This is a genomic window from Pseudoalteromonas sp. CO325X, assembly GCF_004208955.1.
GTDB lineage: Bacteria > Pseudomonadota > Gammaproteobacteria > Enterobacterales > Alteromonadaceae > Pseudoalteromonas > Pseudoalteromonas ruthenica.
In genome coordinates, this window is sequence record NZ_SGPG01000020.1 from 134,397 (window position 1) to 148,664 (window position 14,268).

Genomic DNA, 14,268 nt, shown 5'->3' on the forward strand with positions numbered 1-14,268 from the left:
CCACAATACAGGGGCTGCTATGCAGCCCGATACCTATAAAGCTATTTCCTATACAGACTATGGGGTCGTTAATTTAGTTCCTCAAGAGATAAATAACTGCCTATTTATCAGGCAGGTTGCTTATCGTTAGATTTTTGCTCACCACTAAATAACCCTGATTCGCCGCTGGCATAATCGGTTGGCTGACTGTCGTGCACGCTGCGAGTAGGCTGGCGCTCGGGACGCTGATTTAAAGACGCATGCAGTTGCTCAGTGGTTTCTTTTGAGAAGAAAGGCTGGCTTAAATCAACATCTTGTTTTGCAGTTAATAAGTGGTCGCTTTGCTGTACATGGTTAACTAACTGTTCGTAGTTTTCTTTGAGCTTAGCGATCAATTTATTGGTGTTATCTAAATGATCAGCGACATCCTGACGGTAACGCTCAAGATCATTTTGCGCTTGTTGCGCTTGCTCTTCCAATTCGCCCTGCTTGAAGCGGCGTTTAGTCATCCAGCTGCCAACAAAAAAGCTGCATGCAGCAACAATAATTACGATACCTAGCCAAGTAGTGGTATACATAAATTTCCCCTTTTGAAAACTTTACTGAGTCAAATATACGCTTTGTTGTCAGCCGTGTTAAGATAGCGCGAAAATTAATCCCTAGTATTACTCCTATCACCATGACACCTTGGCAAAAATATCAACAAGATTTACAGCGCGATGACTTCCTCCATGATGAAGCACAAGAAAACGCGGTGCGTCACCTGCAACGCCTGTATGATGACATTGTTGCCCAGCCTGAAAAGCCGCGCGGTTTTTTCTCTAAGCTGTTTGCCAAGGATAGCACGAAGGCCATTAAAGGGCTTTACTTTTGGGGGGGAGTAGGACGTGGTAAGACCTATCTGGTCGATACCTTTTACGAGGCTCTACCGACTGAGCGTAAAATGCGGGTGCATTTTCACCGGTTTATGCACCGCGTGCATCAGGAGCTAAAGCAATTACAAGATGTTAAAAACCCGCTGTTGGTGGTGGCCGATAAGCTCAAAGCCGAAACTGACATCATCTGCTTTGATGAGTTCTTTGTTCAGGATATCACTGATGCCATGTTACTAGGCGGCTTGATGGAAGCGCTGTTTGCGCGAGGGATTGTATTAGTTGCGACGTCTAATATTGTGCCTGATGAGCTGTATAAAAATGGTTTGCAGCGGGCACGTTTCCTGCCCGCAATTGAGTTGGTAAAGGCTAATACTGAGATAGTGAATGTCGATTCCGGCGTTGATTATCGCTTACGTACCCTTGAGCAAGCGGAAATTTTTCACAGTCCGCTTGATGAGCAAGCGGATCAAAACCTATTTGCTTATTTCGAGCAACTATCACCCGAGCCGGGCAGAGCAAACGAGGCCATTGAAATTGAAGGGCGGATGATTCAAACACGCATGGTCAGTGACTGTATTGTGATGTTTGATTTTGCCGAACTGTGTGAAAGTGCGCGCTCGCAAGTGGATTATATGGAAATCTCCCGCCTTTATAACACCGTGCTACTCGCCAATGTGAAGCAGATGGGGCAACACAATGATGACGCTGCGCGCCGTTTTATTGCGTTAGTCGATGAGTTTTATGAGCGTAATGTGACGCTGATTATCTCCGCACAAGCGCCCATTGAAGCGCTCTATACTCAAGGGAACTTAAACTTTGAGTTCAAACGCTGTGTCAGCCGACTGCAAGAGATGCAATCACGCGAATATCTAGAGCGCCCTCATTTAGCTTAGTCGGTTCGTTTTTACAGCTCCTATCACTGCATAAAAAATCAGCGCGGCGGTAGCCAAGGGATTTTCAAACTGCTATACTCCCGCGCCTGCCACGTTGCGTTCTATCACTGTATTTAGCTTAGCCACTATTTACAGTATCAAGTCTTAAACTCGAAGGGGTTAAAGCATTAGTAGAGCGGCAGTTAATAAACTGCCTGTGGTTTTAAAATTGAAAACATTGGATTTTTAGAATGAAAACGTTTGTTGCTAAACCAGAATCAGTAAAACGTGACTGGTACGTAGTTGACGCCGAAGGTAAAACTTTAGGTCGCATCGCTACTGAAATCGCTCGTCGTCTTCGCGGTAAGCATAAAGCAGAGTACACTCCACACGTTGACACTGGTGACTACATCATCGTAATCAACGCTGACAAAGTTACTGTAACTGGTAACAAAGCTCAGAACAAAATGTACTATGCGCACACTGGTTACCCAGGTGGCCTGAAGTCTACTAACTTTGAGAAACTTCAAGCTAGCAAGCCTGAGATGATCATTGAAAAAGCGGTTAAAGGCATGTTGCCACGTGGTCCTCTAGGCCGTGCAATGTTCCGTAAGCTTAAAGTTTACGCAGGTACTGAGCACAATCACGCTGCACAGCAGCCTCAGGTTCTAGACATTTAAGGAGCACAGTCATGGCAAATCAATACTACGGTACAGGTCGTCGTAAAAGTTCAAGTGCTCGCGTATTCCTACGCCCAGGCACTGGCAACATCGTAATTAATCAACGTTCTATCGAAGAATACTTCAGTCGTGAAACGTCTCGCATGGTTGTTCGTCAGCCATTAGAGCTTGTTGAAATGACTGAGAAGTTTGACCTATACATCACTGTTGAAGGTGGTGGTTCTACAGGTCAAGCTGGTGCAATCCGTCACGGTATTACCCGTGCGCTTATGGAGTTTGACGAGTCACTTCGTTCAGACCTTCGTAAAGCTGGCTTTGTTACTCGCGATGCTCGTAAAGTTGAGCGTAAGAAAGTGGGTCTTAAGAAAGCACGTAAGAACACTCAATTCTCGAAGCGTTAATTTTTTACGTATCCAGAATTTCAAAACCCGGCTTTGCTTTGGCAAACCGGGTTTTTTACTTTAGGCAATGATAAAGTGTCATCTCCCCCGTTACTGCCTTAAAGTTTGATATTTTTCTATTATTTCCCTCATTTAATGCCCATCGCGCCACTATTTTTGATAAAATTTTGCTACAATTGCGTGGCAAATAAACCGATGAAGTGATTTTTAATACTTTGCTGAACCGATATTGATCTTTGTCACCGTCACCAGCAAGTAACCGCGATATGATCGTTCACGCTGATCTATGCCGTAAAAAGTTGCATGGCAATAATGGCGGTGTTTATTGGCGGTGAGACAATGAATAACCTTGTTTTAATCAAGGCTTTTATTTATGATCGCTTCTATTTTGTAACTTCAAAAATTAACCTGCTGTAACTGATGTTCTCAATATAGCAAGTGTTGAGAATCATAGTGGAGATAAGTGGATGAGCAATGCGCCTGTAGACAACAGCCGACGCCGCTTTTTAACCATAGCTACCTCTGTTGTAGGTGGTGTTGGTGCGGTTGGAGCTGCTGTTCCTTTTATCGCGTCTTGGAACCCAAGTGAGAGAGCTAAATCTGCGGGTGCTCCCGTAGAAGTTGATATCTCGAAGATTGAGCCAGGACAACTAATCCGTGTTGAGTGGCGAGGCAAACCTGTATGGGTTATCTCGCGTACGCCTGACATGTTAAAACAACTTAAAGAGCACGAAGATCAGCTGCGTGATCCTCAATCTGAGGAACCACAACAGCCTGAATTTGCAAAGAACCCAATGCGTTCTCGCAAAGACGACATCTTTGTCGCTGTGGGTATCTGTACTCACTTAGGTTGCTCTCCTAGCTTCTTACAAGGTGGCTTTGGCGAGAAAGTGGAAGGTACTGATGATGGTTTCTTCTGTCCATGTCACGGTTCTAAGTTTGATATGGCAGGTCGAGTATTCCAATCGGTTCCCGCTCCACTGAACCTTGAGATCCCTCCTTATTACTTCATTGATGACACCACGATTTTGGTCGGTGGTGAAAAAGGCGAAGGGGCAGCATAATGTTTGGTAATATTATCAATTGGATTGATGAACGTATTCCCATGACTCGCGTCTGGAATATGCACATCGCACAATATCCAGCACCGAAAAACTTTAACTTCTGGTACTTCTTTGGCTCATTGGCCATGCTCGTGCTAGTAAACCAAATCGTCACGGGCATTTGGTTGACCATGAACTTCGTGCCTTCTGCTGAAGGTGCTTTTGCTTCCGTTGAATATATCATGCGTGATGTTGAATACGGCTGGCTACTGCGTTATCTCCACTCTACAGGGGCTTCTGCCTTCTTCGTGGTGGTTTATTTGCACATGTTCCGTGGCATGATCTACGGTTCATATCAAAAACCGCGTGAGCTATTGTGGTTGTTTGGTATGTTTATCTTCCTAGCATTAATGGCTGAAGCCTTCATGGGCTACCTATTACCATGGGGTCAGATGTCATTCTGGGGTGCTCAGGTTATTATCTCACTGTTTGGTGCGATTCCGGTTATTGGTGATGATCTAACACTGTGGATCCGTGGCGACTATGTTATCTCTGGTGCCACTTTGAACCGTTTCTTTGCATTGCACGTTATCGCGCTGCCATTAGTGCTCGTTATTCTCGTGTTCTTACACATTGTTGCGCTGCACGAAGTGGGCTCAAACAACCCTGACGGTATCGATATTAAACGTAAGAAAGGCACTGTTGCGGAAGAAGACAAAGCGAAATTCAAATTCCACGAGTATTACACCGATAAGAAAGATATTGTCGATGCAATACCGTTCCACCCTTACTACACAGTGAAAGACATTGTTGGTGTGGTTGGCTTCTTGATTATTTTCTCTTACATCGTGTTCTTTACGCCAGAGATGGGCGGCTTCTTCTTGGAAGCACCAAACTTTGAAGCAGCGAACCCGCTGAAAACGCCTGAGCATATTTTCCCGGTATGGTACTTCACACCGTTCTACGCAATCCTGCGTGCAATTCCAGATAAACTACTGGGTGTTGTGGCGATGGGTGCATCTATTGTGGTGTTAGCTTTACTACCTTGGATTGACCGTGGTCGCGTACGCTCTATTCGCTATCGTTGTGGTTTCCACAAATTGAATATTGCGCAGTTCGTTGTGACCTTTGTTATTCTTGGTTGGGTTGGTGCAACACCGCAAACTGATTTCAAAACAATTCTGTCGCAGATTTGTACGGTGACCTATTTCATGTTCTTTGTGTTACTGTTCTTCTACAGTAAAAACGAGAAAACCAAGCCATTGCCAGAGAGGTTGACGAAATGATGAAGAAACTAGTTATCGGTTTATTCGCATTGCTGCCTACTTTGTCGATGGCAGCAGGTCCTTCGATGCCGCTGCAAGACGCGAACATTGACCTAAAGGACCAGGCATCATTACAGCGTGGTGCCAAGTTGTTCATGAACTACTGCCTTGGTTGTCACCAAATGCAGTATCAGCGCTACCAGCGTACTTTCCGCGATATCGGTATTCCTACTGAAATCGGCGAAGAGACGCTTATTTTTGATGGTTCAAAAGTAGGTAGCCATATTAAAAATGCGATGGGTGAAGAAGATGCAGCGAAATGGTTTGGTGCGGCTCCGCCGGATTTAACCTTAATCGCACGTGTTAAGTCACCTGACTACATCTATACGTACTTAAAGTCGTTTTATAAAGATGAGTCGCGTCCTTTTGGTGTGAACAATGTAGTGTTCCCATCAGTAGGTATGCCGCACGTGCTGCAAGAGTTGCAAGGTCTACCAACGCCAATTTACGAAGAAGTTGAGCAAAATGGTAAAACAGTACAAAAAGTAGTGGGTACTGAGACTGATGGGACCGGGGAAATGAGTGTCGATGAATACGACCAAGCTGCCCGCGACCTAGCAAACTTCATGGCGTATGTAGGTGAGCCTTCGCGCTTAGATTCAGAGGCGCTGGGTATTAAGGTCATCGGCTTTTTGGTGATTCTGTTTATCCTCGCTTTCTTTTTGAAGAAAGAATACTGGCGAGATGTTCATTAATTAGAATATTCAACCAGTTAACTCAATAGGGGCAACATGCCCCTATTGCCGTTTAAAGTCATTGCTCAAATTTTGGGCCATGACGCAAAAGTATTTTGTACTTTGTGATTTTTTGATGGAGGTAGGCATGGCCGTTGCTGCCAATAAACGCCCTGTAATGACGCTGTTTTCCGGTGCTAATTGTATGTACAGCCACCAAGTTCGTATTGTCTTGGCGGAAAAAGGAGTTAGCGTGGATATCCACTTGGCGGAGAAGGATAACTTGCCAGAAGCGTTACACGAGATTAACCCATATGGCACTGTACCCACTCTGATTGATCGTGAACTTGGTTTATACCAAGCGAACATCATTATGGAATATCTGGATGAGCGTTTTCCACATCCTCCATTAATGCCTGTTTACCCAGTCATGCGTGGTCGTAGTCGCTTGATGATGCACCGTATCGAAACAGACTGGTACTCACTGGCAGCGAAAATTTATGCCGGTGGCAGTGATGCTGAACAAGCGCGTAAAGAATTGACCGAAGCATTACTTGCTGTGGCTCCTATCTTTAACGAAGCGCCTTATTTTATGAGCGAAGAGTTTAGTCTTGTTGATTGTTACCTTGCGCCACTATTATGGCGTTTACCTGAACTAGGCATTAGCTTAGAAGGTGCTGGTAGCAAAGAGCTAAAAGAATACATGATTCGTTTGTTTGAGCGTGAGTCATTCCAAGCATCACTAACCGAAGCCGAACGTGAGATTCGTCTATAATGACGCCTAACAGACCTTATCTGCTACGCGCCTTTTACGATTGGATTGTTGACAACCAGTGCACACCGCACTTGGTTGTTAACGCCGATTTTCCCAACGTGCAAGTGCCTACTCAGTTTGTTCAAGATGGACAAATTGTGTTGAATATAAGCCCAAGCGCGGTTACTCAGTTCTCAATGGACAACGCTCTGCTGACATTTAATGCTCGATTCGGCGGTCAGCCGATGCAGGTCTATGTGCCAATGGGCGCTGTGTTAGCGATATATGCACGGGAAAACGGTGAAGGGACGGTGTTTACTCAGGATGAAACCTACGAAGAGCAAGAACGCTCAGGTGTAACGCCTTCACAGCCACAGTCTGAAGAGTTGCCTGAACCGCAGCCTGGACTGGAGGCCATTGACAATCCAAACCCACAAGCTAGCCGTGAAACCAGTCAGGAAGACAAGAGTAAGGGCAAAAAAGGCAGTCACTTAAAAGTGATCAAATAGCCTAGCTACATCTTTGGCTAAAACAGCTCACTCTCGGTGAAGGTCATCTACACTACTTCCCGAGGGCTGTTTCCGTGACCGACCGCCTACTGTAATTATTTACTGTATTATGCTTGAAAACAGGCATAAATTACTGAGATAATCTCCCCCTTGATTTTGGGGCCAGTCGCGAGGCGGGGTTTTTAATTCAAATTTTAGAGTTCGTTTGTACTAAAAAATATGGCTGAGAAACGTAATATATTTCTAGTAGGCCCAATGGGGGCCGGCAAGAGCACAATTGGTCGTCACATCGCAGATCAACTACACCTTGAGTTTTATGACTCAGATAACGAAATTGAGCGCCGTACCGGTGCCGATATTGCGTGGGTGTTCGATATTGAGGGCGAAGAAGGTTTTCGTCGTCGCGAAGAGACCGTGATCACTGATTTAACCGAGCTTCAAGGTATTGTACTTGCAACGGGTGGTGGCTCTGTAGTCAGTAAAGAAGTACGCAACAAACTGTCTGCACGTGGTATCGTAGTGTACCTAGAAACCCCAATCGAAAAGCAAGTGGCTCGCACCCAGCGCGACAAACGTCGTCCGCTACTGCAAACTAAAGAAGATCCACAAGACGTGTTAGAGCGTCTAGCTGAGGAGCGTAACCCGCTCTATCAAGAAGTGGCTGACTTCACGGTTCGCACCGACGAGCAAAGCGCCAAAGTGGTCGCTAACCAAATCATTGAGAAGCTTGATTTCTAAGTAAACCAGGGAGAATTGCGCATGCTGGAACTTAATGTTGAACTAGGTGAGCGCAGTTACCCCATTTTCATTGGTGATAATTTACTGCGTGATTCTGAGCGCCTAGGGTCATTCTTAGGTCAAAATCGACCAGTTATTGTCACCAATGAAACCATCGCCCCGCTGTATCTAGATATCCTCATAAATACCTTGCATGAACACCAACCATTAGTGTTCGTGATGCCTGATGGTGAGCAATTTAAAACGCTGCAATGGTTCGAGCGCTTAAATGCGTTTTTGCTTGAGCATAATTGTGGGCGTGACACTTGTCTGCTAGCGCTAGGCGGAGGTGTCATTGGCGACCTTACCGGTTTTGTTGCAGCGTGTTATCAACGCGGCATCGACTTTATACAAATTCCAACGACTCTGCTATCACAAGTCGACTCGTCTGTCGGTGGCAAAACAGCCGTCAATCATCCCCTTGGGAAAAATATGATTGGCGCTTTTTACCAGCCGCAGGCGGTATTTATTGATAATCGTGTGCTCAACACTTTGCCGAGCAAGGAATTTGCTGCAGGAATGGCGGAAGTGGTCAAATATGGGCTAATTTATGATGCCGATTTATTTGCACAACTAGAACAGCACAGTGATGAAATCAAGGCACAGCACCCGCAGTTGTTACCGCAAGTTATCCATCGTTGCTGTGAAATTAAAGCACAAATTGTTGCCCAAGATGAGAAAGAAGCGGGCCTGCGTGCTCTGCTCAATCTCGGTCATACCTTTGGCCATGCTATCGAGGCACACATGGGCTATGGCCAGTGGTTACATGGTGAGGCCGTAGCCGCCGGGATGGTATTAGCCGCGAAGTTAGCCGTGATGCGTGGTTGGCTTAGTGAACAAGAATTAACGCGCATTGTGACTTTATTAGCGAATTATGACTTACCAACCAGCGCGCCAGAGCAAATGAGCTGCCAAGACTTTATCGCGCATATGAGAAAAGATAAAAAGAATAAGGCGGGCCGCATACGCTTTATCCTTCCTACGGCTTTTGGTCGCTGTGAACTTATCGATGATGTATCAGAGGCCGAGTTAGATACTTTGTTTTCACGCTAATGCAATCGCAAATACTTCCCTCGCGAGCAGCCTTAGCTAAACGCATCGCGCTGCAATTTAGCTATGGGCAAAACCTTATTCATTTGGTTGCCGCTCCAGGATTCGGTAAGAGCTATCTTTTAGAGCACTTTGTAACCGACCACTACGAACCCTTTAGTAAGGCTTATATTGAAGTTGGCGCTAAGACGCGGGATGAAGATGTGGTGACTCACCTGTTGGAGCATAGCTTTTCTTATCCTTTGGTGGATGTAAACGAGACCCTCAGTGATAACTTCTACCGTTTAGTAAAAGAGCAGGGGGAGCGACAGTTACTTTGGGTTATAGATAACGCCAAACAGCTATCGCAGGAACTGATCATTGAGTTAGAAAAGCTTGCGAAAACAGCGCCAGGTGTTCTGTATATCCTCTGTGCATCTTCTCGCGCGGAACTATTTGAAAACGCCGTAGATATTCATCTTGAACCGCTCTCCGACTCGGAAAGCATACGTCTTATGCAAAGCTTTTATAAGACCTTACCACCGGCAGAAGACCCCGTTTTTGCTGAATTCGTGCGTCAATGCCACGGCAATCCAGCATTGTTGTTACAGTGGCACCAAGAACAGCAGATGCCAAAACACACGGCAAAGCCAACCCGGCGATGGTGGCTCGTGCCGACCATGATTGTTGTTATTTTGATTGTTATTGGCTTGGTTTATCAACGTGATGAACTAACGGTCATGCTGCCACAAAGCGAGAATGCGCCGGTGGTTGCTAACGATGCGCTCTTTGCAAAGCAGCAACAGCCCTCGCAGGGCGCACATGAGGACAACATGCCGCAGCCTGAGCAAGCGAGTGACGACAATCTCATCACTGAAAAGCTAGAAAATGATACTCAAGCTGTGGTTGCAGCATTGCAACAGCCAGCCGCGCAGGCGGCTACAGAGCAGGCACAGCCAGTAGAGGAAGCAGAGCCTGAACAGCGACAGAGCGTACCGACCAATAGCCACACGCTGCCATATGATCATCACTGGTATAACCGCCAAGATGATAGTTTATGGTTATGGCAACTAACTGTGATGTCTAACGAGCAGCAGGTGGAGGCGTATATTGCCCGCCATAATCTCGAGAAAAAAGTACGTCATTATCAACGCGCTGATAAAGGATGGCATATTCTGACTTGGACACAGCCTGCTAGTCGTAGCGCAATTGAAGCACAGCTTATAGAAATTGCAGAGCTACTGCCTAGTTTAGAGCCCTACGCAAAGCAAATCAGTAAGATAAAAGCAGAGATAGACTCGCAACCTAACCCTGAGTTGCGGTAGAATCTTGCGTTAACATCGCCCGCCGCGATGCTGTGATATTTAATTCATAACCGATGAGCAAGTGATTTAATGCAAAAGAAAACCCGTGCTTTCCTGAAGTGGGCGGGCGGCAAATATAGCTTGGTAGATGATATTGCCAAGCGCTTAGATACCGCACAGGCGCTGACGGGCAACCGCGCCACGACACTGGTCGAGCCCTTTGTCGGCGCCGGCTCGGTGTTTCTTAATACGCACTTTGATCATTATGTGCTCAATGATATCAACGCTGATCTTATTAACCTTTACCGTGAATTAACCCACGCCCCTGATGAGTTTATCAATGACGCTCGTAAGTTATTCAGTGCGGTCAATAATGATGCTGATATTTACTATGGTTTGCGCAAACAGTTTAATGCCAGTCGCGATGCCTACGAGCGTGCCATATTATTTTTGTACATGAATCGTCATGGTTACAATGGCCTGTGTCGCTACAACCTAAAAGGCATTTTTAACGTCCCATTTGGCAAATACAAAAAGCCCTATTTTCCAGAGAAGGAAATGTACTTCTTTGCTGAAAAGGCGCAGCGAGCGACATTTACTTGTTTGAGCTATAAAGATGTTTTTGCCCAGTTGCCAAAAAATGCAGTGGTGTACTGCGATCCCCCTTATGTGCCATTAAGTAAAACCGCATCGTTCACCTCTTATGCAAAAGGTGGTTTTAATCTTGATGATCAGGCTAACCTTGCCAATTTAGCGGAGCAAGCTGCGGGAGTAAGTAATACTTCGGTGTTGATCTCTAACCATGATACCCTTTGGACGCGCAAAATATATGAGCAAGCGAGTATTGATGTGCTGAATGTCAAGCGCACAATTAGCCCCAAGGGGCATGCTCGCAATAAGGTAAGTGAGTTGATGGCGATGTATTTATCTGGCCGGCAATACCAATTGAACCAAACCAAACACGCCTAAAATAAACGCGATAAATAATACGATAGCGATAGCAATAAGCACTTTTGGGTTATGGTGCTTAAAGTCATGCTCACGTTTGGCATTACTTTGAACCCCAAAAAATGCGGCGATAACGCTTTGCAGTTGCGACCACATAAGTAGAGTCGTGACTTAGTAAGATTTGCTTGAGAATTGGCGAGACTTGTTGTCGTCGCGGGTCAATAGTTCGAGTAAATCGAGGTAGTGAAATTGTGCGCTGCGGCTGTCGCCAGTTAACCATGCGAACCAAGACTGTTGGGCTTGGTGGTTACAGGCTTGCTTGATATCGATGTCATAGCTAGAGGCGGAGCCGTTACATTGGCATTGTTCTAACGCCACTTGTTGCGCTTGTACTGAGCTGTTTATGCTGAAGGCAGCGACTGTAACACCCAATGCAGCGGCTGCTACAAGCAGTGTACGAGTTTTAAGGCCAAACATATCCATCTCCAGTCCATTAGTATTAACCAGAGCTTACTCAATATTGATTAAAAAAACAACTGAATATTAACTGAGAAACAAAACTTTTTCTTTAAAAATAAGGGTCTTATGTTTAATTAATGTTAATTTTTGTTTTTAAATTATTGTTTCTTTTCACTTATCTGTGCAGCAAAGTTCGCAAACTTAATTTACTAAGCTGACACGCTCGTCTGTTTTCCGTTAAAGTAACGGCTAAGTTCAAAGGAGCCGTAATATGAAAGATTACCTGATAGCGCCGTCTATTTTAGCAGCCGACTTTGCTCGCCTCGGTGATGAAGTAGAACGCGTATTGGCGGGTGGAGCCGATGTGATTCATTTCGATGTAATGGATAACCATTATGTTCCCAACCTTACTTTTGGCCCTATGGTGTGCAAAGCGATACGGGACTTTGGTATTAGTGCACCGATTGATGTGCACCTAATGGTTAAGCCTGTTGATAGTTTAATTCCGCAGTTTGCACAAGCCGGTGCCAGTATTATTACTTTCCACCCCGAAGCCAGTGAGCACATTGATAGAAGCTTAGCGCTTATCAAAGAGCAGGGCTGTAAAGCCGGGCTGGTCCTCAATCCTGCAACACCTTTGCATATTTTAGAGCATGTGATGGATAAACTGGACGTTATTCTTCTGATGTCGGTGAATCCAGGTTTTGGTGGCCAAAGCTTTATTCCCCATACACTAGAAAAGCTGCGCCAGACCCGTGCATTGATTGACGCCAGCGGCCGTGATATTCGCTTAGAGGTGGATGGTGGCATAAAAGTAGATAACATTGCTGAAGTTGCAGCAGCCGGCGCCGATATGTTTGTGGCTGGTTCGGCGATTTTCAACCAACCCGATTATAAAGCGGTGATTACGCAAATGCGCGACCAATTGGCAAAGGTGCAGGCGTGAAGTATCAAGCGCTGCTATTTGACCTAGACGGCACCTTAGTGGATAGCGCTGAGGATATGTATATTGCTAGCAACTTGATGCTAACTGATTTAGCACGGCCCATCGTCTCGCAAACTATGGTGCGTCAGTTTGTAGGCAATGGTATTGAGATGCTAGTGAAACGACTCCTGAGTGGTGACATGGCGGTGAATCCCCACCTAAGCGCTGCAGATATAGAGCGAGCGACCTCGCTGTTTTTCAGCCATTATGAAGCGGTAGTCGCTGAGCATAGCGCGCTCTATCCCCATGTAGAAACGGTACTTGCTGCATTTGCACATATTCCCAAAGCTGTGGTGACTAATAAAGCGCGTCGCTTTACCTTGCCGCTGCTAGAGAAAATGGCCATTGCCCGCCATTTCGATGTTGTTATATGTGGCGATGACGGCGACAAGAAACCGGCCCCGACACCGCTTTTGAGTGCGAGCGAACAATTAGCCGTTGCACCTAAAGACTGCCTTATGATCGGAGACTCCAAATCTGACCTATTGGCTGCGCAGGCAGCCGCAATGGATTGCCTTGCACTTACCTATGGCTATCATCAAGGCGAAGATTTAAGGCAATACAATCCACAGTACCTCTGTGACCAATTCTTAGATATAATCACGACCATTAATTGATCAGTAATAAAGGAACATCATGAGTAAACCCGTAGTGTTAAGTGGCATTCAGCCAACCGGTGGTATGACAATAGGCAATTACGTTGGCGCCATTAACCAGTGGCTTAGCTTGCAAGAGCATCATGAAAGTTACTTTATGCTTGTTGATTTGCACGCCATCACCATTCGCCAAGAGCCAGAGGTGTTAAAATCGCGAGTATTAGATGGCATTGCTCTGTACACCGCATGCGGTATCGACCCACAGAAGTCAGCGTTATTCGTGCAATCGCAAGTGCCAGAGCATGCCCAATTGGCATGGGTGCTAAATTGCTACGCACAAATGGGTGAGCTTAACCGCATGACCCAATTTAAGGATAAATCATCCAAGCATGCGAACAATGTCAATGTTGGCTTGTTCTCTTACCCGGTATTACAAGCGGCTGATATTCTTTTATATCAGGCTGACCAAGTGCCTGTTGGCGAAGACCAAAAGCAACACTTAGAGTTAACCCGTGATATCGCGACCCGCTTTAACAACCTATATGGTGAAGTCTTTAAAATTCCTGAGCCATATATCCCAGAATTTGGGGCTCGGGTAATGAGCTTGCAAGATCCATTGAAAAAAATGTCAAAGTCGGATGATAACCCCAATGGTTACATCATGTTGTTGGATGAACCTAAGAAAATAGAGAAGAAGCTGAAAAAAGCGGTGACCGATTCCGATGAACAGGCGCGTATCTATTTCGATCGTGAAGAAAAGCCCGGGGTGTCTAACTTGTTGACCTTACTGTCAGTGGCGACCAAGCGTAGCATTGATGAGTTAGTCCCTGAATATGAAGATAAAATGTATGGGCATTTGAAGAAAGATACTGCTGAAGCGGTGGTTGGTATGATTGAGCCAATCCAACAGCGCTTCAAGGAGATCCGTGAAGATCAGCCACTGCTTGAAAAGATCATGAAAGAGGGGGCCGAGAAGGCCAGTGCTAAAGCCGCCCCCACTTTGAAAGCGGTGTATGACGCATTAGGGTTTATCCCACGCCCATAGATGGCTTGCCAGT

The 14,268-nt window shown here is 45.7% G+C and carries 18 protein-coding genes; 15 read left to right on the plus strand and 3 right to left on the minus strand.

The window, feature by feature from the left end; translation table 11 throughout:
* Nucleotides 1–107: 107 nt before the first annotated feature.
* On the minus strand, nucleotides 108–557 hold the full coding sequence (locus EXT46_RS10590; protein WP_045979162.1) for a YhcB family protein: 450 nt from the start codon (nucleotides 555–557) through the stop codon (nucleotides 108–110).
* Between the two features lie 101 nt (nucleotides 558–658).
* Here EXT46_RS10590 and zapE point away from each other — a divergent pair, with 101 nt between their 5' ends.
* The 12 genes from zapE to EXT46_RS10650 all read left to right on the plus strand — a co-directional run bounded on the left by zapE (nucleotide 659) and on the right by EXT46_RS10650 (nucleotide 11,191).
* Entirely contained in the window at nucleotides 659–1,747 is a 1,089-nt protein-coding gene (gene zapE / locus EXT46_RS10595) for a cell division protein ZapE (protein WP_130147171.1), read from the plus strand.
* Nucleotides 1,748–1,977: 230 nt separating this feature from the next.
* Nucleotides 1,978–2,406: a 50S ribosomal protein L13 gene (gene rplM, locus EXT46_RS10600; protein ID WP_022945569.1), complete on the plus strand. Its 429-nt coding sequence runs from the start codon at nucleotides 1,978–1,980 to the stop codon at nucleotides 2,404–2,406.
* Nucleotides 2,407–2,417: 11 nt separating this feature from the next.
* Nucleotides 2,418–2,807, plus strand: a complete 390-nt coding sequence (gene rpsI, locus EXT46_RS10605; protein ID WP_022945570.1) for a 30S ribosomal protein S9 — start codon at nucleotides 2,418–2,420, stop codon at nucleotides 2,805–2,807.
* A 467-nt stretch (nucleotides 2,808–3,274) separates the two neighbouring features.
* A complete protein-coding gene (petA, locus tag EXT46_RS10610; RefSeq protein ID WP_022945572.1) occupies nucleotides 3,275–3,871 on the plus strand; it encodes a ubiquinol-cytochrome c reductase iron-sulfur subunit in 597 nt (198 codons plus the stop codon).
* Entirely contained in the window at nucleotides 3,871–5,136 is a 1,266-nt protein-coding gene (locus EXT46_RS10615) for a cytochrome b N-terminal domain-containing protein (RefSeq protein WP_045979164.1), read from the plus strand. The genes petA and EXT46_RS10615 overlap by 1 nt, the downstream gene beginning before the upstream one ends.
* Nucleotides 5,133–5,870: a cytochrome c1 gene (locus EXT46_RS10620; RefSeq protein ID WP_022945574.1), complete on the plus strand. Its 738-nt coding sequence runs from the start codon at nucleotides 5,133–5,135 to the stop codon at nucleotides 5,868–5,870. The genes EXT46_RS10615 and EXT46_RS10620 overlap by 4 nt, the downstream gene beginning before the upstream one ends.
* A gap of 127 nt (nucleotides 5,871–5,997) precedes the next feature.
* The gene (sspA, locus tag EXT46_RS10625; protein ID WP_022945575.1) at nucleotides 5,998–6,624 is read left to right on the plus strand and encodes a stringent starvation protein SspA; all 627 of its coding nucleotides are present in this window, start codon (nucleotides 5,998–6,000) and stop codon (nucleotides 6,622–6,624) included.
* Complete coding sequence (locus tag EXT46_RS10630) at nucleotides 6,624–7,112, plus strand: ClpXP protease specificity-enhancing factor (protein WP_022945576.1); 489 nt, start codon at nucleotides 6,624–6,626, stop codon at nucleotides 7,110–7,112. The genes sspA and EXT46_RS10630 overlap by 1 nt, the downstream gene beginning before the upstream one ends.
* Nucleotides 7,113–7,331: 219 nt before the next feature.
* Nucleotides 7,332–7,850, plus strand: coding sequence for a shikimate kinase AroK (gene aroK, locus EXT46_RS10635; protein WP_022945577.1), 519 nt, complete (start codon nucleotides 7,332–7,334; stop codon nucleotides 7,848–7,850).
* 21 nt (nucleotides 7,851–7,871) lie between these two features.
* A complete protein-coding gene (gene aroB, locus EXT46_RS10640) occupies nucleotides 7,872–8,942 on the plus strand; it encodes a 3-dehydroquinate synthase (protein ID WP_130147173.1) in 1,071 nt (356 codons plus the stop codon).
* Entirely contained in the window at nucleotides 8,942–10,243 is a 1,302-nt protein-coding gene (locus tag EXT46_RS10645; protein ID WP_130147175.1) for an AAA family ATPase, read from the plus strand. Before aroB ends, EXT46_RS10645 begins: the two co-directional genes overlap by 1 nt.
* Nucleotides 10,244–10,312: 69 nt before the next feature.
* Nucleotides 10,313–11,191 (plus strand): Dam family site-specific DNA-(adenine-N6)-methyltransferase, encoded by an 879-nt coding sequence (locus tag EXT46_RS10650; RefSeq protein WP_130147177.1) that lies wholly within the window; start codon nucleotides 10,313–10,315, stop codon nucleotides 11,189–11,191.
* On the opposite strand, the gene EXT46_RS10655 is transcribed toward EXT46_RS10650, so the two are convergent.
* Both EXT46_RS10655 and EXT46_RS10660 read right to left on the minus strand, forming a co-directional pair.
* Nucleotides 11,147–11,326 (minus strand): DUF2970 domain-containing protein, encoded by a 180-nt coding sequence (locus EXT46_RS10655; protein WP_130147179.1) that lies wholly within the window; start codon nucleotides 11,324–11,326, stop codon nucleotides 11,147–11,149. The genes EXT46_RS10650 and EXT46_RS10655 overlap by 45 nt on opposite strands.
* A 15-nt stretch (nucleotides 11,327–11,341) precedes the next feature.
* On the minus strand, nucleotides 11,342–11,647 hold the full coding sequence (locus EXT46_RS10660) for a hypothetical protein (RefSeq protein ID WP_130147181.1): 306 nt from the start codon (nucleotides 11,645–11,647) through the stop codon (nucleotides 11,342–11,344).
* A 253-nt stretch (nucleotides 11,648–11,900) separates the two neighbouring features.
* Between EXT46_RS10660 and rpe the strand changes: the two genes are divergently transcribed.
* Genes rpe through trpS form a run of 3 tightly spaced genes read left to right on the plus strand, consistent with a single transcriptional unit; the run spans nucleotide 11,901 to nucleotide 14,255 of the window.
* Complete coding sequence (gene rpe, locus EXT46_RS10665; protein ID WP_022945583.1) at nucleotides 11,901–12,575, plus strand: ribulose-phosphate 3-epimerase; 675 nt, start codon at nucleotides 11,901–11,903, stop codon at nucleotides 12,573–12,575.
* Nucleotides 12,572–13,231 (plus strand): HAD-IA family hydrolase, encoded by a 660-nt coding sequence (locus EXT46_RS10670; protein ID WP_130147183.1) that lies wholly within the window; start codon nucleotides 12,572–12,574, stop codon nucleotides 13,229–13,231. The genes rpe and EXT46_RS10670 overlap by 4 nt, the downstream gene beginning before the upstream one ends.
* A gap of 19 nt (nucleotides 13,232–13,250) precedes the next feature.
* Nucleotides 13,251–14,255 carry a tryptophan--tRNA ligase gene (gene trpS, locus EXT46_RS10675; RefSeq protein WP_022945585.1) on the plus strand — a complete coding sequence of 335 codons (1,005 nt, stop codon included), beginning with the start codon at nucleotides 13,251–13,253 and terminating at the stop codon, nucleotides 14,253–14,255.
* Nucleotides 14,256–14,268 lie beyond the last annotated feature (13 nt).